The sequence below is a fragment of the Flavobacterium foetidum genome, assembly GCF_004634245.1.
In the GTDB taxonomy this organism is placed as follows: Bacteria; Bacteroidota; Bacteroidia; order Flavobacteriales; family Flavobacteriaceae; genus Flavobacterium; species Flavobacterium foetidum.
In genome coordinates, this window is sequence record NZ_SJTF01000012.1 from 160,511 (window position 1) to 183,100 (window position 22,590).

Sequence of the window (22,590 nt, forward strand, 5' to 3'; positions counted from 1 at the left end):
AATTTTATACAAAAAAAAGCCCAAACTAAAAGTTTGAGCTTTCTATATAAAAAACCTTAGAACCTCAGTTCCTTAGAACCTCAGCACCTCAGATTAAACTATCGCCTTCACAACTGCCTTCGGCGCCTCTTTACGAGTTCCGTCGAAACCGTCTACACCAGAAACTGTTGTATATTTCAATACGCATTTTTTACCTGGGTTGATGATTGAGTAAGCAGCTTGGCACATTAAAGTTGCTTCGTGGAAACCGCAAAGGATTAACTTTAATTTTCCTGGATATGTGTTTACGTCTCCAATGGCGAAGATTCCCGGAATGTTAGTTTGGTAATCTAATGCATTGTTTACTTTAATAGCATTTTTCTCGATTTCTAATCCCCAGTCTCCAATTGGACCTAATTTTGGTGTTAATCCGAAAAGTGGAATGAAATAGTCGCATTCGATTTTACGGTGTGCTCCGTTTTCTTCGATGTCTAATGACTCTACGTGCTCAGCACCGTTGATTCCAACAACTTCTGCAGGAGTGATTAATTTGATTTTTCCTGCTGATTTTAATTCCTGTACTTTTTCTACAGAATCTAAAGCTCCTCTGAATTCGTTTCTTCTGTGGATTAAAGTTACTTCTGAAGCTACGTTTGCCAAGAAAATTGACCAGTCTAACGCTGAGTCTCCTCCTCCTGCAATTACAACTCTTTTATCTCTGAATTTCTCAGGATTTTTGATGAAGTATTTTACTCCTTTATCTTCATAAAACTCGATATCTTCGATAAGTGGTTTACGAGGCTCGAAACTTCCTAATCCTCCAGCGATTGCGATAACCGGCGCGTGGAATTTAGTTCCTTTGTTTGAGGTTACAATGAATGTTCCGTCTTCTTGCTTTTCAACTGTTTCGGCACGTTCTCCTAAAGTAAATCCCGGCTCAAATTGTTTGATTTGCTCCATTAATCCGTCAACTAAATCTCCGGCTAATACTTCTGGGAATCCAGGAATATCATAGATAGGCTTTTTAGGATATAACTCTGAAAGTTGTCCTCCTGGTTGTGGAAGTGCATCTAAAATATGGCATTTTAATTTTAACAATCCTGCCTCAAAAACGGCAAATAAACCTGTTGGGCCTGCTCCAATTATAAGTATATCTGTTTTAATCATTATGTTGTTGTTTATAATCATTCTTAATAACGCAAAGAAACGAATAAATCCTTGTACTTTCAATGATTTTTATCATTAATTTCTTTCCGAAACTTTTTTACTCTTTATTTTTTAATTTAAAAATTCCGAAACCATTGGATTGAAAACCAATGCTGTTATCATGTATACCGCGGATTAAAATCCAACGTTATTATCACGCGTACATCGGGTTGAAACCCGACGCTACAATATGAAACGTTCCTCCGGAACTCTTACAATTCCTTGTTTTTCAATGAATCGGTTATCTCATTCATTCTTTTAACCTTTTCTTCAAAATTACCTTTAAGCGTTTTTCTATATTCATTCAGATTCTCAACCATTTGATTGATATCTTCAGGAATTACTTCTTCGAAAAACTCACGCAATCTTTTTGCTGTTGTTGGTGATTTTCCATTTGTTGAAATGGCGATTTTTACATTTCCTTTTGTTACGATTCCGCCCAAATAATAATCGCATAAATCGGGTGTATCGGCTATATTGCAAATCAGATAACGCTTTCTGGCTAAATCGTAAACCTTTTTATTGACTTTCAAATCGTCTGTACAGGCAATTACCATGTGACGTTTTTTAAGCATTTTCTTTTTGAACTTCGACCTTGTCAATGTTATCGAAGGATGTTTTTCGGCCAGAACTTTTATTTCTAAATGAAATTCTTTTGCCACTACCTCAACATTTGCATTCGGACTTGACTTGAGCAAGAAAGAAAGCTTTTCCAGACCTACATTTCCTCCGCCTACAATCAAGACATTTAAATTGTGAAGCTTTAGAAATATGGGATATAATTCGTTTTGTTCCATTTTAATTTAATTTCATCTAAACAAAATTATACCTTTTTGTTCTTTAATATATCTTTTTAAAAATTAAGAGCTTTTCTTAATTTTATTTTTACCATTATTAAGAAAGATTAAGCATCGCTTTATTAACTTCATGCTCTTAATGGTTAAATTCTAAAGTTATCTTGCGATTTCTTTTGATAGAAATTCTTCGTAAAAACCTTTTAACTTGTTGCTTTCACGGACAACTTCGCCTAAAACAATAATTGCCGGAGAACCTAATTCTTTTTGTTTTACAACTTCTAAAATCGAATCTACAGTTCCAACTCCCACTTTTTCTTCTGCTGTTGTTCCGTTTTGGATGATGGCAACGGGTAAATTTCCTTTATCTTCTTTCTGAAACAAATCGATGATTTGAGGCAATTTGTGCATTCCCATCAAAATCACAACGGTTGCAGATGATTGTGCCGCTAAAGCTACATCTGAAGATAATTTTCTATCTGAAGTTGTTCCCGTAATTGCCCAAAAGCTTTCTGAAACTCCACGTTTTGTAATCGAAATTCCCTGACTTGCCGGAACTGCAACTACTGATGAAATTCCCGGAACCATAATGGTTTCGATTCCGAAACTTTCTGCAAAATCAACTTCCTCTCCGCCTCTTCCAAAAATAAACGGGTCTCCACCTTTTAATCTCACCACGTTTCCGTATGTCAGCGCATTATCTACAATCAACTGATTGATTTGCTCCTGTGTGTAGGCATGATTTCCGATTCTTTTTCCAACAAAAATTCTAATGGCATTTTTGGGTGCATAATCCAGAATTTCCTCGTTGGCCAAAGCGTCGTATAAAACCACATTTGCTTCAGCCAATGCTTTTACAGCTTTGAGCGTCAGTAAATCGGGGTCGCCCGGACCTGCACCGACTAAAGTTATTTTGGGTTTTATATTATGCATTTGCTAATTCCTGTGCTCTGAAAGTTTCGATTTTATCAAAGAAAACTACTGCCTGAGCAATGTAATCTTTAGCGAAAGCTTCAGATGGTTCATTTTTATTGATTTGGTAAACCAAGTCTTTAAAAGTTGAATTCAATTCGATTTTATTGGTATCGATAAAAATAGTATCAAACAAGTCTACGATTCCTGCGTGGTGATTTGTTTTTTGGTTTTCTGCCAATAACAATGCTTTTGCACCGTTTACAAATCCTGCGTAAGCATGGTAAATCGCATCTGACCATTTTTTCTCGTCAAAAGATTCCTGAGCCAAAATCAATTTCTCTTTAGCCTCAAACAATAATGTCGCCACTAAATCGATTACCACTCCGGCACATTCTCCAACTCCAACTGCTTTTACGTAATTGTCTGCGTTACCCCAATCCACAAAATCAGCTTCTGTCAAATTGGTAACGTCTGCGAAAGGTTTTAAGATTTCGTAGAAATATTTTTCTCCTTTTAAGTCGTAATAGTTTAGGAATTTTTCTCCGTTTGCATTTGCATCAAAATCATTTAAGATGGTACGCAAAGCATCTGGTCCTCTACGGCTTGGAATTTTAATTACTTTGTCAGCAAAACGTCCTGCTCCGTTTCCTAATCTTCCTCCACCTAATAAAACTTGTAAAGCCGGAGCCACTACTTTTCCTGAGTTGATAGACATTCCCTGGAATCCAATTGCAGACATATTGTGCTGTCCGCAGGCATTCATACAGCCAGAAATTTTAATTTCGATTTCGCGGTTGTTTAAATACTGAGGATATTCTGTTTTTAAAACTCTTTCTAATTCTTCGGCAATACCAGTACTGCTTGCAATCCCCAAGTTGCAAGTATCGGTTCCTGGACATGCCGTAATATCTCCAACTGAATTATATCCTAATTGAACAAAGTCAAGTTTGGCTAATTCTTGATAAAAGAAAGGTAAATTCTCTTCTTTTATGTTTCGTATTACAATATTTTGACGCAATGAAAAACGCAATTCATTTGCTCCGTAATTCTTGATTAAATCGGCTAATAATCTTGCTTTATCCGTATAAAAATCTCCTAATAAAACTTTGATTCCGATAGCATAATAACCGTCTTGTTTCTGCTTGATTACATTCGATTTTTTCCACGCTTCATACGCTTCTGTATCTTCGATTGTAACTTGCGGAACTTCTAATAACGGCTCTGTAATTGGTCCGTCAAAAGCGGTTGTATCAATTTCGTATGTTTCAAAAGCGATGGCTTTTTTCTCTTTTTCAACCAAATCAAGGAAAGCGTCTTTCCCCATTTCCTTGATTAAGAATTTCATACGTGCTTTCATTCTTTTGGCACGTTCTCCGTATCGGTCGAAAATACGAATGATTCCTTCTGCTGTTGGAATAATTTCGTTTACGGGAACAAACTCCGAAAGCAATTCCGCATGTGCTGGCTGAGAACCTAAACCTCCACCAAACATGATTTTGAAACCTTTTTGTCCGTCTTTGATTTTCGGAATAAATCCTAAATCGTGTAAATAGCTCAAAGCGGTATCTTCGTCTGAAGAAGAGAACGAAATTTTGAATTTACGTCCCATTTCCTGACAAATTGGGTTTCTTAACAAGTATTGAAAAAGTCCGTGTGCATAAGGCGAAACATCAAATGGTTCGTTTACATCAACTCCAGCCAATTCGCTTCCTGTAATATTTCTTACTGTATTTCCACAAGCTTCACGAAGCGTAATATCGTCTTTAGCCAAATCTGCCCAAAGCTCAGGAGTTCTGTCTAAGCTTACATAGTGAATCTGAATATCCTGACGTGTTGTAATATGCAAACGTCCTGTAGAATATTTGTCTGAAACTTGCGTGATACGTACTAATTGCTCGCTGGTTACTTTTCCATAAGGCAATTTGATACGAATCATCTGAACGCCTTCCTGACGCTGACCGTAGATTCCACGTGCTAAACGAAGACTACGAAAACGCTCATCATCAATTTTTCCTCCACGGAATAAGTGAATCTTTTTTTCTAATTCGATAATCTCCTTCTGAACTACCGGATTTTCTATTTCTGTTCTAAAACTTTCCATTTCTCTTAGTTTGTAGTTAGTTGTTGATTGTTTATAGTTGGTTGTTGACAGAAGAACTATCAACTAAAAACCACAAACTATCTAATGAATCCTACTCCTGCTGTTGTGTTTGTTGCTGTATCAATTAAGATGAAAGCTCCGTTTGATTTGTTTTCGTTGTAGGAATCAAAATATAACGGTTTGCTTAATTTGATTGTAACTTCCCCAATTTCGTTGATTGCTAATTGCGAAGCTTCTGTCGTTCCTGAATAATCTGTAGCAATAGTATTTTTAATGCTTTCTACTTTTGCTAAAACTCTGTTGGTATTATGCTGTACCAAATATTTAGTTCCTGCAACCAGTTTTTTACTGTCCATCCAGCAAACTGTTGTCGTAATATCTTTTTCAATTTTTGGAAGCTCATCTGATTTTACAATCATATCACCTCTCGTTACATTGATATCATTTTCTAATTCAATTGTAATTGAAGAACCTGCTGTAGCTTCGTCAAATGTTTTATCGAAAAAGTGAATTTTAGTAATTGTCGATTCTGTTAAAGAAGGAAGAACTGTTACAGCATCTCCAACTTTAATTGAGTTTCCGTATAATTTTCCAGCGTATCCTCTAAAATCGTGGTATTCTTCTGTTTTTGGACGAATAACCGTCTGAACTGGGAAACGTGCTTTTCCTGCTTCGTAAACATCATGAGAATGCAATCCTTCTAAATGTTCTAAAACTGTTTGACCATTATACCAAGGCATATTCTCCGATTTATCAACCACGTTTCCACCGTTGATTGCACTTAACGGAATATAGCTTACGTTTTGCTCTTTGAAAGTACTTTTCGCATTTAATGCCTCAAAATCAGCTTTGATTTTATTGAAAACTTCTTCTGAGTAATCTACTAAATCCATTTTGTTAATGGCAACGATTACTTCTTTCACTCTCAATAAATTATTGATGAAAAAGTGACGGTAAGTCTGCTCGATAACTCCTTTTCTAGCATCAATCAAAATGATAGAAACCTGAGAAGTCGAAGCTCCTGTAACCATGTTTCTTGTATATTCCACGTGTCCTGGAGTATCGGCAATAATGTAACTTTTCTTTGCAGTCGAAAAATAAATGTGCGCAACGTCAATCGTTATTCCTTGTTCTCTTTCTGCTACTAATCCGTCAGTTGCCAAAGAGAAATCTAAATAATCGTATCCTTTTTGTTTACTGCTTTTTTCGATTGCTTCTATTTTATCAGTTGTCAACGATTTTGTATCGTACAATAATCTCCCGATCAAAGTACTTTTTCCGTCATCTACACTTCCTGCTGTTGCTATTTTTAAAACGTCCATAAGCCCCTCCCCAGCCCTCCCCAAAGGGGAGGGAGCTGGATTTATTTTTAATTAGTAAATATTTTTTTCTTTTTTAGTCCTCATAATAATTCCCCCCTTAGGGGGTTAGGGGGCTAAAAGTATCCCTGTTGTTTTCTTTTCTCCATCGCCGCTTCAGAACGTTTATCATCGATTCTGGCTCCTCTTTCAGAAATGGTTGATGACCTGATTTCACCCACCACTTCTTCGATGGTTGCTGCGTAAGATTCAACTGCCGCTGTACAGCTCATATCTCCAACGGTTCTGAAGCGAACAATTCTTTCTTCGATTTGTTCGTCTTCTTCTTGGTACACAAAAGGAGAATGCGACCAGATTAAACCGTCTCTCAAAAAAACTTTTCTTTTATGTGAGAAATAGATTGACGGAATCTCGATTTTTTCTTTTTCGATATAACTCCAAACATCTAATTCTGTCCAGTTTGAAATTGGGAAAACACGAACGTTTTGACCATTTTCAATTTTTCCATTCAAAATATCAAACAACTCAGGTCTTTGATTTTTTTCGTCCCATTGTCCGAAATCATCACGAACAGAGAAAATACGTTCTTTTGCTCTTGCTTTTTCTTCATCACGACGCGCACCACCAATACAAGCATCAAACTTAAATTCTTCAATGGCATCTAAAAGTGTTGTTGTTTGCAAGCTGTTTCTACTAGAATATTTTCCAGTTTCTTCCACTACTTTTCCTTCATCAATAGCATCCTGAACATTGCGAACGATTAACTCTAAACCTAATTCTTCTACCAATTTATCTCTGAAAGCAATCGTTTCAGGGAAATTGTGTCCCGTATCAACGTGCAAAAGAGGAAACGGAATCTTAGCAGGGAAAAATGCTTTTTGCGCTAAACGCACCAACGTAATAGAATCTTTTCCTCCTGAGAAAAGTAAAACCGGTTTGTCAAACTGTGAAATTACTTCTCTGAAAATGTATATCGCTTCACTCTCTAAAGCGTTTGTTTTTAATACTGAACTCATTGTTTTTTTGTTTGATATTTTGTTGTGAAAATTTTGTTTCAGGTTTAAAGTTTCAAGTTTTTCGCCTAATCTAAAATCTCCACTCTTTATTCTATATTCTATTTAATTTTTTTCGAATAAAAACCTTTCGTTTCTTATCCACCTCTCCATCGGGTTAAAACCCGACGCTACAATATGAATCGTTCCTTCGGAACTGAAAATCTATATTCTATATTCTCTTTACTCTTGCTTCTTTACTCTTTTTTCGCACTGTGAAGCCCACACTCTTTATGGCTTGATTCCCACCACCATCTTCCGGCTCTGATGTCTTCTCCAGGGAAAATTGCTCTCGTACATGGTGCGCATCCAATGCTTACGAAACCTTGTTTGTGTAAAGCATTTTGCGGAACATTGTTTTCAGACAAATACGTTTCAACTTCTTCTAAAGTCCATTTTAGTAACGGATTAAATTTGATGATTTCGAAGTTTCCGTCATATTCAAACAAACTTAAATCTTGTCTGTTTTCTGATTGCTCGGCTCTTAATCCTGTAATCCAAACAGCATTTCCTGCTAAAGCTTTTCGCAACGGAACCACTTTTCGAATAAAACAGCATTCTTTTCTATTTTCAACAGAATCGTAAAAGCTGTTTGGGCCCTTTTCCTGCAACAGTTTTTCTACTGATGCTGCTTCCGGAAAATAAACCTCGATTGGTCTTTTGTATTTTTTTAATGTTTTATGAAAAACATCATACGTTTCCTGAAATAATCTCCCTGTATCTAAGGTAAAAATGGTAATATCTGTATTACTTTTTGCAATGAAATCAGTAATCACCTGATCTTCCTGACCAAAAGAAGTCGAAAAAGTAACCTGATTTGGATATTCCTTAGCCAAAAAACGCAAAGTTTCCTCCAAAGAGAAGTCTTTTGTTTTTTCTAATAAGGTCTGTACTATTGATAAACTCATTTTATTTTTTTTATTCTAAAATCTATTACCCTATCGGCTTAGTAGATTACTATGCAAAAGTAATACTTATTTATAAATTACAAAGCGATTTATGGATTTTTTTACTTTAAAAAACTGCTGAAATCCAAACAATTAGTACAAAACATACATTTAGCATTAAAAAATGACAACAAATCACAAAAGACATAATTAGTAATCTCCTGATAAACATTATTTTAAATAGCCGATTCAAATTATTTAACAAATAGTCTACCAAATCGATAGGATTATTATAAATTACTTCCTATTTTTGGCAAAAATTTTACTTTATGGATTTTCAAATAGGTCTTGTAATTGCAGGTTTAGTTGTTGGGTTTATAGTTGGATTAACGGGTGTCGGTGGCGGTTCGCTTATGACTCCTATATTATTATATTTCGGAATCCCCCCAACAAAAGCCGTTGGAACCGATTTGCTTTACGCAGCATTTACAAAAGCTGGAGGCATATTTGTTCATAACAAAAAGGGCAATATCAACTGGAAAATTACTGGATGGCTTACATTAGGAAGTGTTCCTGCTGCATTGGTGACTCTATGGATCTTAAACAGCATTAAAACTGATATCGAAACTATAAATCGTGTTATTAAATACAGTTTAGGATGGGCTTTACTATTTACTTCTATTGCCATTATATTTAAAAAGAAACTTCTAAATTTTTCTCAAAAACACGCTGGAGATAAATTTCACAGCGAAAGCACTACGCAAAATATGTTGACTATCGGTATTGGCGTTTTATTGGGAGCAACGGTTACCTTAACTTCTATTGGAGCTGGAGCGCTCGGAACCGTAACTTTGTTTTTCCTTTATCCGCTTTTGCCAACACCTCGTTTGGTTGGAACCGAAATTGCACATGCCGTTCCTTTAACGCTTGTTGCGGGAGTTGGACACGCTTCTATGGGAAATCTAGATTTAATTTTACTGGGACAATTATTACTGGGATCGTTACCTGGAATTTTTATTGGTAGTTTATTGAGTGGTAAAGTGCCTGATCAATTGCTTAGAAACGCAATAGCCGTAATGCTTTTTATGGTAGGGTATAAATTGATATTTTAAGATATTTTTTTTACCATATAAGTTATATAAGTTCATTTAGACTTTGCGTAAAGACTTAATTAAATGGACTTATATAACTTATATGGTTTATTCTTTTTAAAATGCTATATCAGCTAAAGAATTGCTTTCTAATATCTTAAGTGTATTATCTCTCACTTCTGTCATTAAGCGTCTTGCAGCACAGGTAGATTCATCATCACAGTCGTCGCATCTTTCGTAGAAATTATGACTGGCACACGGAAGAAGTGCAATTGGCCCTTCTAAAATTCGATAGACCTTGGCCATACTGATATCTTTTGGATCTTTTATCAAATAGTAACCACCGCCTTTTCCTTTTTTGGCTCCAAGAAAACCAGAATTTCTCAGCAATAACAAAATACTTTCCAGAAATTTGATTGAAATATGTTCACTTTTAGCGATTTCAGCAATTTGTACAGGTTCATTATTTTCTCGTCTGGCCAGATAGGTTAAAGCTTTTATTCCGTATTTCGTTTTCTTTGAAAGCATTTTTACATTTTAGATTGCAGTTCCCTTAATTATCGGATGGATTTCGGATTATTTCCCTTAATCAAACTACCACAAATTATTATAGAACAAAAATAGGCTTTTTAAATGAAAAATGACAGAATTAAAAGTTAAATTCTACTAATCCTATCAAATTACTTCAGTTTCTCCGATTAAATTGAATTCGTAAAAATTTTTAACTTCTTCATCCAAAGCTTTTTTATTGACTACATAAGTCCCCGGAATCGAGTCATGCCAGCCTCTGCTTGAACTCGACAAGAAAGTAAGCGCGTCAAAAGGAATTATCCTGCAAAGACTTCTTTTAAATATTGTCCCGAAAGATGGCTTTACACCATTTTCGTCTACGACAACCGTCCCTGTTATCAATTTGCCAAAAGAACGCCCAAGAAGACCTTCGGTGATTGTGTAATACGTAACTGCAATCAAAATGAAAAGCAGCCTTCCTTCTAAGTCACCAATATTATCAAGCCAGATTAATAATCCGTTTAGACCAAAAAGGCTTGCTATGATTGCCATGACGAAGCCAAAAATAAATACCAATATAAGGATAAAAATATTATCTAATAGGTAGTTTACAAATCGTACTGCTCCCGACACCAATAGTTTTTCGTCTAAAACATAAGTAGATTTATTCATGTTTGTTATAATTTTAAGGTTAGTAATTTATTTAGGTTGTTTGGTGACAAAAATATACTTTTTACCTATACAAACAACAAAACAAAAAACGATTTTTAACAGTAATAAATTTACAGTTAAAAATCGTTTCTTTATAGTAAGTAATTGAAATCTAAAGATAAAACCTAAATCTAATTAAGCGCTTGCTTCAAATCTGCTATAACATCTTCTACAGTTTCCAAACCTACCGATACACGAACCAAACCTTGTGTGATTCCAACAGCCAATTGATCTTCTTCAGACAACTTACTGTGCGTTGTAGATGCAGGATGCGTTACAATTGTTCTGGTATCTCCTATATTAGCTGATAGCGAGCAGAGTTTAATTGAATTCAGGAATTTTCTTCCAGCTTCGATACCGCCTTTAATTTCGAATGCAATAATGTTTCCACCTGCCTTCATCTGTTTTTTTGCAATTTCATATTGCGGATGCGATTTCAAAAACGGATATTTTACGCTGTTTACGTTTGGATGACTTTCTAAAAACTCCGCTACTTTTAAAGCGTTTTCACAATGTCTATCAACACGAACTGCCAATGTTTCTAAACTTTTTGAAAGAACCCAAGCATTAAATGGCGCTAAAGCAGGCCCTGTATTTCTAGAAAACAAATAAATCTGTCTTATCAAATCTGCTTTTCCAACCGTTACGCCGCCTAAAACACGTCCTTGTCCGTCGATTAATTTTGTTGCAGAATGAATTACCAAATGTGCTCCAAATTTAATTGGCTGTTGTAAATATGGCGTTGCAAAACAGTTGTCGATAATTAAAATCAAGTTGTGTTTTTTAGCAATATTCCCCAGCAATTCTAAATCGATAACATCTACTCCTGGATTTGTTGGAGATTCGGCGTATAATATTTTAGTATTTGGTTTGATAAAACTTTCGATTGTTTCTGGTTTGCTTATCTCAAAATAAGAAGTTTCGATATTCCATTTCGGGAAATACGTCATAAACAAAGCATGAGTAGAGCCAAAAACACTGCTCGCAGAAACGATATGATCTCCCGCATCTAATAAGGCCGCAAATGTTGAATAAACCGCCGCCATTCCGGTTGCAAAAGCATAACCAGACTCAGCACCTTCCATTTTACAAATCTTATCTACAAATTCTGTAGTATTCGGATTGCTGAAACGGCTGTAAATATTTCTTTCTTTTTCTTCTGTAAAAGAAGCACGCATGTCTTCGGCATCTTCAAATACAAAACTTGAGGATAAGTATAATGGCACCGAATGCTCTAAATATTGTGATCTTTCTAATTGTGTTCTAATGGCCTGTGTTTCAAAACCAAATTCTTCTGTATTCATTGTGTTGTTTTTTGTTTTTTTGTTTGAAGTTTCAGGTTTAATGTTTCAAGTTATTACTAAACTTAAAATTCAAACTATCTAAAGAAATTTTCTAATTTCCTTAATTGACTAATTATCTAATTTACAAAGCCTCGTTATTCAAGACAACTTTATAGCTAATGGTTGCTGTCGGCTCTACTGTTTTGGCAACTGAACAATATTTCTCGAAAGAAAGTTGCGCCGCCTTTTTGGCTTTTTCCGGATTGATTTCTCCTTCTAAGTAGAAAACCACATCGATTTCTTTAAAAGGTTTTGCTTCCTCAATCTGAACGCGTGTTCCTTCGACCTCAGCGTTAAAAGAAGTAATCTCCTGACGCTGTTTTTTTAAAATCGAAATCATATCAATAGCACTGCATCCTGCAACTCCCATTAAAACCAATTCCATTGGACTTGCACCTAAATCGCTTCCGCCAAATTCGGCTCTGCTATCAACGTCAACTACGTGTCCGCGTTCATTTTTTACTTTAAAATGAAATGCGTCATTTACTCTGTTTAAAGTTACTTTCATGGTATTTATTCCTAAGTTATTTGTCTTTTTTATCTAATTTATTCCAATATTCTAAAACCTGTTTTTTAGATTCTTCATCCAATGCTTTAAAATTATCAGAGAATTTGTCTGTTCCAAAATTATCCGAAACACTAGATTCTATAGTATATATCTTATCTTTTTGAGTAAAAATCAAATGAACTGATTGTTGTTTAAAAGCGGCATCATATAATCCGTAAATAAAAAGAGCGTCAACACTTTTGTCTTTATTATAATCTCCAAAAGCTTTTCGGCTTCCCCAAGACGAAATAATTCCGTTATGATTTACTTCTAAAATTGATTTTAAAACCCATTTACCATTCTCTTTTGTGAACCTTTGAAAATACATTTTATCAGGAACAGCATTTTTTTCAATCTTAGAAAAAATAAAAACATTATCCTCATTTCCAACAGAACTTACCTCGTCAATCTGAATTGCTCTAATTCCTTTATAAGGAAAAACATCCTGAGTATAACTGTCTTTATTCCTGATAACATTAGAAATCTGGGCAATGATACTATTTGAAACCAACAATAAAACAAAAATCTTTTTCATACTTTTAAAACTATTTAATCAAACTGCGAATTTAAGATTTTTCTTTCTTTTGTTGCGCTTTTAAAATTATCCTTTGTCCGACAATCTCAAAATATCTCCAAAAACTCCTCTTGCCGTTACTGCAGAACCTGCACCAGCACCTTGAATAACGATCGGACGGTCTCCGTAAGATTCTGTGTAAATTTCGAAGAACGAATCAGAACCTTTTAGCCCGCCTAAAGCTGTATCTGACGGAACAGAAACTAATTTTACTTCCAAATTTCCTTTGTCATTCTGCAAATCTCCAGACAATTCACCAATGTATCTCAATACGTGATTTGGCTGTTGTTCTGCTTTTATTTTCTCGTAAATTGGGTCAAATTCTTTTAGCTTTGACAAGAAATCGGCAACATTTCCTTCACGTAAGTGCTCTGGAATAAGATTCTGAATTGCTATTTCTTCAAACTCGTTCTGCAAATCCAATTCTCTTGCCAAAATCAATAATTTTCTACCAACGTCATTTCCGCATAAATCTTCACGCGGATCTGGTTCTGTATATCCATTGTCAATTGCTTCCTGCAAGATTTCGCTGAAAGGCGCATCTTTTGCAGAGAAATTATTAAATAAATAACTCAATGTCCCAGAGAAAACTCCTTTAATTTTTGTGATATTTTCTCCTGAAAGGTGCAATAATTTAATCGTGTCGATTAACGGTAATCCTGCTCCAACATTGGTTTCGTATAAATAATTCTTTTGGTTTTCCTCCAAAGCTCTTCTGATTTCTTTGTAAAAACCATAACTTAATGTATTGGCTACTTTATTAGAAGAAATCAAATCGAAACTGCTTTCTATAAGCGAAATATAATTTTCTACAAACGACGCACTTGCAGTGTTGTCAATTGCAATTAAGTTTTCTAAATGATGCTCATTTGCGTAAGCAATAACATCGTTAATAGTATATTCTCTTCCTTCTTTCTGAATTTCATTTTTCCAGTCAGCTGTTGCTCCGTTTTTATTTAAAAGCACTTTTTTAGAATTTGCTATAGCAAAAACATTCAGTTTTACGCCTTTACGTTTCTCGATTGCGGCTGCAGATTCTAAAATCTGATTGATTAAAGTACCGCCAACCAATCCGTGACCGAAAATCGCAATGTTGATTTTTTTAGAAACTCCGAAAATTTCACCATGAATTACACTCAACGCTCTATTTAGTTCTGATTTTTTCACCACCAAACTCACGTTTTTACCCGTAACTGTATTGTTGAATAAAATCGGAACAATTTTATTTTTGATTAAAGCCGTGTAAGGTTTATGGAAAGTGCTCAAATCCTGACCAATAATCGAAATAACCGAAACATTATCGGTAACCGTAATCTGGTTTACATCTTTCGAGTAAAAATCATTTTCAAATTCTTTTTCCAATTCCACCATAGCTGTTGTTGCTTTTTCTGTAGCCACAACCAACCCGATTCCTCTCTCTGAAGAACCTTGTGAAATAATACTGACCGAAATATTATTATCTCCCATAACCTTAAAGATACGGGCATCTACTCCGGCTTTTCCGAGCAATCCGCGTCCTTCAAGATTTACAAGCGAAACGTTTTCTAAAACAGAAAGCGTTTTGATTCCTTCTTTTGTGGAATCTGAAGTAATTAAAGTTCCTCTATTTTCGTGGTTGAATGTATTTAAAATTCGAAGCGGAATATTTTTTTCTAGTAACGGAATAATCGTTTTGGCATGAAGGATTGTTGCTCCAAAATTGGCCAATTCGTTTGCTTCATTAAAAGATAAAAATTCGATTTTTTTGGCATCTGCAACCAAATCCGGATTTGCGGTATAAATTCCGTCAACATGCGTGAAGTTTTGTAATTCTTCAGCATTTAAATAGTTTGCAATCAAAGAAGCGGTATAATTACTTCCGTTTCTTCCTAAAGTTGTGGTGTCGTTGTTGTTGTTTGAACCAATGAAACCTGTTACGATATTTACGGTTTTCCCGTTATGTTCCTTAAAATAATTGATTACGTTTTTCTTCGAAAGTTGCTCTAAAGGCTGAGCATCGCCAAATTTCGAGTCTGTCTTTAACAAATGTCTTGTATCGACAAAATTGGCCGGAATTCCTTTTTCTTTCAGAATAGCGGTCAATAATTTGGCAGAAAGCAATTCTCCTTTAGACAAAATCTGGTCTTTAATTTTGTTGCTGTAATCTCCAATAAGGCTAACGCCTTCAAAAAGCTTATCCAGAACATTGAACTCTTCTGACAAATCTACATGAGGATAATCTGAAATCTGATACTTTTTAAAGTTTTCAAGCAATTCTTTGTAGCTGCCGTTTTTTGCAGCGATGCTCAAGATAAATTCTAGTTCGTCTGTAGCATTTCCGCGTGCAGAAACCACAACAGCAATCTGCTCGCCCTGATTTACTTTATCTGTAATAATTGAGACAACCTTGTTAAGTCCTTCTCCGTTTGATAGTGATTTACCTCCAAATTTTAATACTTTCATTTTATTTTTTTATGGTTTCTGCCTTAAAAATACCGGCAAGTAAATAGTCTAATTGTTTGTACTCGATTAAAAAAGCGTCATGTCCGTGCACCGAATCAATTTCGCTGTAAAAAACATTGTCTTTAAACTTCTTCAACTCTTCATAAGTCTCAACATTTTCTTTGGCTGTAAAAAACAAATCTGAGTTGATTCCAATGATATGAATTGAAGCTTTGGATTTAGATAATAGATTTTCGAAATTCTGCGTATTTCTGGTAATATCGATTGTTTTAAGAAGCTGATTCATGAGCTTATAAGAAGAAAGCTGGTATCTTTTCTGCAGTTTTTTTCCGTGATGCGCCAACCAGCTTTCGATATTAAAAATCAAAAGATCCTGATTTATGGTTCTCTGAAATTTTTCTTTGAATGATTCTGGAGAACGATAACACAACATGGCATGAATTCTGGCATCTTCGATAGGTTTAGAAGAATTATTAAGAATCTGCTCCTGAAGAAAACAGTTTGCAATAAGCCAGTCTGTAGATTTCCAGTCGCTTGCAATCGGAATTAAATGTTCTGTGATGTTTGGCGCTAAAGCTAAAATCTCCCATGCAATTCCACCACCAACAGAGCCGCCGATAATCGCAAAAAGCTTTTCTACATTTAATGTTTTTAAGCCTTCGATAAATATTCGAGCTATATCTCTGGCTTTAAAATCTAGATGGTTTTCTACGATGAAAGACGTGCTTCCGTTTCCAGGAACATCAAAGGCCAGAATGGTGTACACAGCAGTATCAATAGTTTTTCCTTCACCGATTAAATCGCTCCACCAGCCATTTTCGCCAGTCACTTCTGCATTTCCAGTTAGTGCATGATTTACCAAAACAATTGGTGCGCTGTGCAGCGGCTGTCCGGCGAGCGTAAAATTTAGAGGCAGTGAATGAAAAACTGCACCACTTTCTGTGATGAAATCTTGAATTATAATGGGACTTGGTCTATTTTCCAATTTTCAAATCTATTTTTTTGATTTGTATGTGGAAATATTAGAAAGAAAGTCTAGAGTAAACTAGAAAAATTCTTGTTGTTATCTTTCCACGTTGGGCGTGGTAGAATGCAGCACCTTCTTCGAATTAACGAAGGGTTGCTAAGGATTCATCGGGTCTAATCCCTCCTCCTTTCTTTATAACATTTCAATACGTTTTTGAACTTAACGGTGCAAATTAACTACTAATTTCTTAAACAAGCAAATTTTATCGAAACTGATTAGTCGATTTCTTAAACATAATTCAATGAGAAACTATTGTACGCAAAAAATTACCGAACAATTTGCCCAGTAAAATTAAGCAGGTTTTACCCTAGTTTATGTCTCTTTCTATTTTAAATAAAAAGCGTTTCATTTTCTTTTGAGTACATCAAAAACAATAAAGAATTCGGAGTTTTTTTGGTAGCATTTTCTGCTGTACCGTTCATGCCGAATCTTGGGTGTGCCAATTCTTCTGTTGGTGGCGGATTGTTTCTTTTTGTCCTTTTATTTTTCAAATTAGAAATCGTTTTTGCTAAGTAGTTCAATGTGCTCATGATATTTAAGTTTTAGTAGTTGTTTTATAATCTTTATTTCTGTTTTATTTTTTTGTTAAATCCGTTGTGGGAATAAAAAAACCCTTTTGGAATTTCAGATACCAAAAGGGCTTAAGCTTTTAAACTCATTTATACTTTTAGTATCATCAGACGGGTGCGCAAATAGATGCGACAGCAAACATCTTGTTCACCTGTACGGATTTGTTCATCTGTGATTTATATTTTGTTATTTTTAAAAAATTCTGCATTTCTAATAATTTAAAAAGCCTCTCAAAATTGTTTGGGAGGCTTTGCATATAAAATTTGTTTCTTACAATTCTTTTAAGCAATAGACACTCCAGCCTCGGCAATAACCGAAATGGCACTAAACATTTTGTTGACTTTTAAGTTCATTTGATTTCTAGTAGTTTTTGGGTATAACAAATATGCAAATATTTTTTTTATTAAACAAATAAAATTCAGGAATTTAATTACAAAAATCGTTAAAAAGTGTTTTTTGTCGTTATAAAACATCTTACAAAATTCAAAAAACAGCAAACTTAAGCATAAATCCTACAAAAACAGACATTTCACAAGCAATCTAGTATCACTCTGTCAAAGAACAATCTTAAAAACATTTGCACTTTTTAAAGCCAGACGGCTTCTTTATTCTTTATTTTTTCGGCAATTTTCAGAATATCCGTTATGATTCCTCTAGAAATTGCTTGTTTACATGGAGACGCACTTCGAATCACAATCGGGATATCGGCATAAGACTGTGTATAAATTTCAAAAACAGTATCTGCTCCGTTTAGTTTACCTATTGCAGAATCTATTGGTTCAGAAACCAGCTTGGCGGAAAGCGAATTTTGGGCCGCATCAAATTCACCTACATAACGCAAAACATGATTTTCAGCCTGTGTAATTTTCGCAATCTTAAATGACTTATCCAGAGCCTCTTTATTCAATACGCCATTTTTCTCCAAATGCTTTTCTGTTATAAAAGGAAGAATTTCGACATCTGAAAGGTCAAAATCTTTTCCTATTTCTCGTGCCAGAATCAAAAGTTTTCGTGCCGTGTCGTTTCCTGACAAATCTTCTTTAAAAGTCGAACGCATCAATCCGAGCAAGCTTGCATCTTTTAAAACAGACGAAAACGAAACATCGTCTGCAGAGAACCTATTAAAGACATAACTCAAATTATCCGAAAAAACGCCTCTGATTTTTGTAATTTTTTCGCCAGCATAATACAAATCTCTTAAGGTCTGCAAAATCGGAATTCCGGTATCGACCGATGTTTCGTACAAAAACTCTTTGTCGTGTTTTTTCAGATTCTCACGAATTTCTTTGTACAAGTCAATCGGAAGCGTATTGGCGTTTTTGTTGACCGCAACAATATTAAATCCGTTTTCAATCAGCGTATTGTAATGATAAATCAGTTCATTGCTAGCTGTAGCATCGACTGCAATCAAATTTTCGAATTCGTTTTCTTTGGCAAATTCTACAATATCTTTCACCTTAAACGGAACGGCCAATTGCAGAAAATTGGTTTCCCAAGAATATCCCACTCCTTCTTTCTCAAAAAAAGCGACAGTTGAATTGGTTATTATTGGAAAATGAAAATCGACGTTTTTACTCTTGAGAAAAAAGTCCTGACTTTCAATAATCTGATTAATCAAAGTACTTCCGATATTCCCAATTCCAAAAAGAATGATATTTATTTTAAGCTTTGACATGATTTTTAAATTTTAATTTTTTTTCAACCATATAAGTAATATAAGTTCATTTAATTGCCGTGTACATAGCAGTTCTTCGGTCTAGAGTTAGACGCACTGCGGTGCGTCTGGCTTTGTAACGCAAAAAATATTTAAATGAACTTATATTACTTATATGGTTTAATTTATATTGATGTTTTTTATAAAAAATTACCTTTAGCAAAAAGCTAAAGGCAATCTTTCAAACAAAAAACAAAAAAACCTAGTTTTTATTGATGCTGTATTGCGATTGTGTTACACTTGCAAATACAGCTTCAAGATCAGCAATCAAATCTTCGATGTCTTCAATTCCGACAGAAAGGCGAATCAAATCTTTTGAAACCCCTGTTTCAATCTGTTCTTCATCTGTCAATTGCTGGTGAGTAGTGCTAGCCGGATGGATGATTAGTGATTTTGTGTCTCCGATATTGGCTAACAAAGAAAATAATTTGGTCTCGTCTACCACTTTTTTAGCGGCGTCAAAACCTCCTTTTAAGCCAAAAGTGATGATTCCGCTTTGACCCTGCGGAAGATATTCCTGAGCCAAATCATAATATTTGCTGGATTTTAGTCCTGGATAATTCACCCAAACTACCTCATCTTGTTTTTCAAGCCATTCGGCAAGAGCCTGAGCATTTTCGCTGTGTTTTTTGATTCGGACAGGAAGTGTTTCTAAGCCTTGAATAATCTGAAAAGCATTAAAAGGACTCAAAGCCGATCCAAAATCTCTCAGTCCTTCAATTCGGACTTTTGCAATAAAAGCGGCATTTCCAAGAGCTTCATGATAAACTAAACCATGATAACCTGCTGAAGGCTCTGTAAATTCAGGGAATTTTCCGTTTGACCAGTCAAAATTTCCAGCGTCAATAATGGCGCCTCCTAATGACGTACCGTTTCCGGAAATATATTTTGTCAAGGAATGAATAACAATATCGGCACCATATTTAATCGGGTTCAATAAATAAGGTGTCGCAACTGTATTATCTACTATAAAGGGTACTTTGAAAGCTTTGGCCTGTGCCGAAATGCCTTTTAGATCCAAAACATCTAATTTTGGATTTCCTAAAGATTCAACAAAGAAAGCTCTAGTATTTTCTTTTGCCGCCTTAGTAAAATTCTCTGGATTTGAAGGATCAACAAAAGTGGTTGTAATTCCTAAACGAGGAAGGGTCACCTTCAGCAGATTATAAGTTCCTCCATATAAACTATTTGATGCCACAATATGGTCTCCGGCTTTCAGGAGCGTTAATAATGTAGTCGAAATGGCCGATGCTCCAGAGGCTGTCACTACGGCTCCGATGCCGCCTTCAAGTGCTGCAAGACGCTGTTCTAAAACGTCGTTTGTCGGATTATTTAATCGAGTATAAATAAATCCTGCCTCTGCTAGTCCGAATAAATTGGCCGCATGATCGGCATTATTAAAAACATACGATGATGTCTGATAAATAGGCACTGCTCTTGTTCCAGCGTTTTTAGTAACATCGTGTCCTGCGTGAAGTGCGTTTGTTGAAAATTTTTGTGTGCTCATGATTTCTTAGTTTTTTAGGTATTGTTAATACGTTTATATATTGTTATTGTAATTGATTTTTGTGATTGTAATTGATTTTTGATTTAAGCAAAAAGACTCTCCGCTTCTTCTTCCAAATCATACAAATGAAAGAGCAATGATTTTTGAGTTTTAATACGCTGTTCCGGATTGTATTTTACTGTTTCTGCTGATTCTTCAGCATTATTATTTAAAGAATTATTACTTAATAAGTATTGAAATGCGATTGTATTTATATCTAGTGTTTTCATGATTTTAATTTTTAAGTAATGAAATAAAAAAAGCCCTTTCGGATGGCTTACCAAAAGGGCTTATAGTTGAAACTATAACAAAGATTCGATCTTTCACTTTTGGCAACAGCAACTTTGGATACACATTGGCATCTTACAACACATCATCATTTTATTTACTGTCGAATTTTTCATTTTCTTTTTTTTTTAATCCTATAGGCGATATAAGTTCATTTAATTTTACTGTAATCAACTTATATTTCTTATATCACTTATATGGTTGTATTTTTCATTGTATAAAAAAACCTCTGCTGTTGGGCAGAGGTCTTATTGTTATTTTTAGATTTAATTACTAAACAATAGTGCACTCTGCGGATAAATCCGACATCATACAGCACATATTTTTAGCAATTAGATTCATTTTTCTTATTCGTTTGTTTGGCAAATTTGAGAACTTTTTTTGAAACCACCAAACAAAAACCAAAATAATTTCCATTATCCTATCAAATTAGTATGCTAGTGTTAAATTTCTGCTATAAAAAATAAAAAAAGTTGAACTTTAATTTGCAAATCAAAATGGTTTTATACCTTTGCACGCGAATACAGAGGAAAAATTTGAACTGATTGCAACCTCTTCATAATGAAATGGTTCGTTATGAGTACTGGAAAGTTTTAATTTCGGTATTAAAAAATGCTAAAGCAGCAACTCTCCTTTAGCCTTTTTTGCAATTTTTCTCCTCGCTTAATTTTAATTTTAATCATTATTATGGCTTATTTATTTACGTCAGAATCTGTTAGTGAAGGGCATCCAGACAAAGTTGCAGATCAAATTTCGGATGCATTAATTGACAACTTTTTGGCATTTGACGCTGATTCAAAAGTAGCTTGCGAAACTTTAGTTACAACTGGTCAGGTAATTTTAGCAGGTGAAGTAAAATCGAATACTTATCTTGATGTTCAGCAAATTGCACGTGAGGTAATCCGTAAAATTGGATACACTAAAAGTGAATACATGTTTGAAGCGAATTCTTGTGGAATTCTTTCAGCTATTCACGAGCAGTCTGCAGACATCAACCAAGGTGTTGACAGAGCTAAGCCAGAAGAACAAGGTGCCGGCGACCAAGGAATGATGTTTGGTTATGCCACTAACGAGACAGCAAACTACATGCCTTTGGCTCTTGATTTATCTCATAAACTATTACAGGAATTAGCAATTTTAAGACGTGAAAACAAAGAAATCACTTACTTACGTCCGGATGCTAAATCTCAAGTAACATTAGAATACAGCGACGATAATAAACCAACTCGTATTGATGCTATCGTAATCTCTACACAGCACGACGATTTTGATGAAGAGGCTGCAATGCTTGCTAAAATCAAAAAAGATATCGTTGAAATCTTGATTCCAAGAATTATCGCTAAAAACCCTGAACACGCTCATTTATTCAATGATAAAATCAACTACCATATCAACCCAACAGGAAAATTCGTTATCGGTGGACCTCACGGAGATACTGGTTTGACTGGAAGAAAAATCATCGTGGATACTTACGGCGGAAAAGGTGCTCACGGTGGTGGTGCATTCTCTGGAAAAGACCCAAGTAAAGTAGATAGAAGTGCTGCTTATGCTACACGTCATATCGCTAAAAACTTAGTTGCTGCTGGTGTGGCTGACGAAATCTTAGTTCAGGTTTCTTACGCAATTGGAGTTGCTGAGCCAATGGGAATCTTCATTGAAACTTACGGAACTTCTAAAGTAAACTTAACTAACGGCGAAATCGCTAAAAAAGTAGAAGCTATCTTTGATATGCGCCCTTACTTTATCGAGCAAAGACTAAAATTAAGAAATCCTATTTATAGTGAAACTGCTGCTTACGGACACATGGGACGTAAACCAGAAACAGTAACTAAAACTTTCTCTGCTCCAGGCGGAAACGAAAAAACGGTTACGGTTGAATTATTCACTTGGGAAAAACTTGATTTTGTTGACCAAGTAAAAGCTGCATTTGGATTGTAATTCAGTCTAAATTCTAAATATAAAAAAGGCTGTTTA

General features: G+C 35.0%; 20 protein-coding genes and 1 riboswitch. Of the genes, 2 read left to right on the forward strand and 18 right to left on the reverse strand.

Annotated features, from left to right (window positions below; genetic code table 11):
- Positions 1-93: 93 nt before the first annotated feature.
- The 7 genes from E0W73_RS15890 to E0W73_RS15920 all read right to left on the reverse strand — a co-directional run bounded on the left by E0W73_RS15890 (position 94) and on the right by E0W73_RS15920 (position 8,274).
- Positions 94-1,146, reverse strand: coding sequence for an NAD(P)/FAD-dependent oxidoreductase (locus E0W73_RS15890; RefSeq protein WP_135223027.1), 1,053 nt, complete (start codon positions 1,144-1,146; stop codon positions 94-96).
- A 251-nt stretch (positions 1,147-1,397) separates the two neighbouring features.
- Positions 1,398-1,982 carry a precorrin-2 dehydrogenase/sirohydrochlorin ferrochelatase family protein gene (locus E0W73_RS15895; RefSeq protein ID WP_135223028.1) on the reverse strand — a complete coding sequence of 195 codons (585 nt, stop codon included), beginning with the start codon at positions 1,980-1,982 and terminating at the stop codon, positions 1,398-1,400.
- Positions 1,983-2,138: 156 nt separating this feature from the next.
- On the reverse strand, positions 2,139-2,912 hold the full coding sequence (gene cobA, locus E0W73_RS15900) for a uroporphyrinogen-III C-methyltransferase (RefSeq protein ID WP_135223029.1): 774 nt from the start codon (positions 2,910-2,912) through the stop codon (positions 2,139-2,141).
- The gene (locus E0W73_RS15905; protein ID WP_135223030.1) at positions 2,905-4,995 is read right to left on the reverse strand and encodes a HEPN domain-containing protein; all 2,091 of its coding nucleotides are present in this window, start codon (positions 4,993-4,995) and stop codon (positions 2,905-2,907) included. Before E0W73_RS15905 ends, cobA begins: the two co-directional genes overlap by 8 nt.
- A gap of 77 nt (positions 4,996-5,072) precedes the next feature.
- The gene (locus tag E0W73_RS15910; protein WP_135223031.1) at positions 5,073-6,317 is read right to left on the reverse strand and encodes a sulfate adenylyltransferase subunit 1; all 1,245 of its coding nucleotides are present in this window, start codon (positions 6,315-6,317) and stop codon (positions 5,073-5,075) included.
- Between the two features lie 113 nt (positions 6,318-6,430).
- Positions 6,431-7,330 carry a sulfate adenylyltransferase subunit CysD gene (gene cysD / locus E0W73_RS15915; RefSeq protein WP_008466601.1) on the reverse strand — a complete coding sequence of 300 codons (900 nt, stop codon included), beginning with the start codon at positions 7,328-7,330 and terminating at the stop codon, positions 6,431-6,433.
- A 233-nt stretch (positions 7,331-7,563) separates the two neighbouring features.
- Positions 7,564-8,274: a phosphoadenylyl-sulfate reductase gene (locus E0W73_RS15920; RefSeq protein WP_135223032.1), complete on the reverse strand. Its 711-nt coding sequence runs from the start codon at positions 8,272-8,274 to the stop codon at positions 7,564-7,566.
- 308 nt (positions 8,275-8,582) lie between these two features.
- Here E0W73_RS15920 and E0W73_RS15925 point away from each other — a divergent pair, with 308 nt between their 5' ends.
- Entirely contained in the window at positions 8,583-9,365 is a 783-nt protein-coding gene (locus E0W73_RS15925) for a sulfite exporter TauE/SafE family protein (protein WP_135223033.1), read from the forward strand.
- 96 nt (positions 9,366-9,461) lie between these two features.
- Here E0W73_RS15925 and E0W73_RS15930 read toward each other — a convergent pair whose 3' ends face one another.
- The 11 genes from E0W73_RS15930 to E0W73_RS15980 all read right to left on the reverse strand — a co-directional run bounded on the left by E0W73_RS15930 (position 9,462) and on the right by E0W73_RS15980 (position 20,558).
- Positions 9,462-9,872 carry an RrF2 family transcriptional regulator gene (locus E0W73_RS15930; protein WP_008466594.1) on the reverse strand — a complete coding sequence of 137 codons (411 nt, stop codon included), beginning with the start codon at positions 9,870-9,872 and terminating at the stop codon, positions 9,462-9,464.
- A 147-nt stretch (positions 9,873-10,019) separates the two neighbouring features.
- Positions 10,020-10,526 (reverse strand): RDD family protein, encoded by a 507-nt coding sequence (locus tag E0W73_RS15935; RefSeq protein ID WP_135223034.1) that lies wholly within the window; start codon positions 10,524-10,526, stop codon positions 10,020-10,022.
- A gap of 170 nt (positions 10,527-10,696) precedes the next feature.
- Complete coding sequence (locus E0W73_RS15940; protein ID WP_135223035.1) at positions 10,697-11,869, reverse strand: trans-sulfuration enzyme family protein; 1,173 nt, start codon at positions 11,867-11,869, stop codon at positions 10,697-10,699.
- Positions 11,870-11,990: 121 nt separating this feature from the next.
- Positions 11,991-12,416, reverse strand: coding sequence for an OsmC family protein (locus E0W73_RS15945; RefSeq protein ID WP_129746168.1), 426 nt, complete (start codon positions 12,414-12,416; stop codon positions 11,991-11,993).
- Between the two features lie 16 nt (positions 12,417-12,432).
- Positions 12,433-12,990 carry a hypothetical protein gene (locus E0W73_RS15950; RefSeq protein WP_135223036.1) on the reverse strand — a complete coding sequence of 186 codons (558 nt, stop codon included), beginning with the start codon at positions 12,988-12,990 and terminating at the stop codon, positions 12,433-12,435.
- Between the two features lie 66 nt (positions 12,991-13,056).
- Positions 13,057-15,471 (reverse strand): bifunctional aspartate kinase/homoserine dehydrogenase I, encoded by a 2,415-nt coding sequence (gene thrA, locus E0W73_RS15955; RefSeq protein WP_135223037.1) that lies wholly within the window; start codon positions 15,469-15,471, stop codon positions 13,057-13,059.
- 1 nt (position 15,472) lies between these two features.
- Positions 15,473-16,456, reverse strand: coding sequence for an alpha/beta fold hydrolase (locus E0W73_RS15960; protein ID WP_135223038.1), 984 nt, complete (start codon positions 16,454-16,456; stop codon positions 15,473-15,475).
- A 75-nt stretch (positions 16,457-16,531) separates the two neighbouring features.
- Positions 16,532-16,639, reverse strand: a riboswitch (SAM riboswitch).
- 188 nt (positions 16,640-16,827) lie between these two features.
- A complete protein-coding gene (locus tag E0W73_RS15965; RefSeq protein WP_135223039.1) occupies positions 16,828-17,028 on the reverse strand; it encodes a hypothetical protein in 201 nt (66 codons plus the stop codon).
- A 626-nt stretch (positions 17,029-17,654) separates the two neighbouring features.
- On the reverse strand, positions 17,655-18,743 hold the full coding sequence (locus E0W73_RS15970) for a homoserine dehydrogenase family protein (RefSeq protein ID WP_135223040.1): 1,089 nt from the start codon (positions 18,741-18,743) through the stop codon (positions 17,655-17,657).
- Between the two features lie 241 nt (positions 18,744-18,984).
- Entirely contained in the window at positions 18,985-20,289 is a 1,305-nt protein-coding gene (locus E0W73_RS15975; RefSeq protein ID WP_135223041.1) for an O-acetylhomoserine aminocarboxypropyltransferase/cysteine synthase family protein, read from the reverse strand.
- A gap of 83 nt (positions 20,290-20,372) precedes the next feature.
- Positions 20,373-20,558, reverse strand: a complete 186-nt coding sequence (locus tag E0W73_RS15980) for a hypothetical protein (RefSeq protein ID WP_135223042.1) — start codon at positions 20,556-20,558, stop codon at positions 20,373-20,375.
- A 745-nt stretch (positions 20,559-21,303) separates the two neighbouring features.
- Between E0W73_RS15980 and metK the strand changes: the two genes are divergently transcribed.
- Entirely contained in the window at positions 21,304-22,554 is a 1,251-nt protein-coding gene (gene metK / locus E0W73_RS15985; protein ID WP_135223043.1) for a methionine adenosyltransferase, read from the forward strand.
- Positions 22,555-22,590 lie beyond the last annotated feature (36 nt).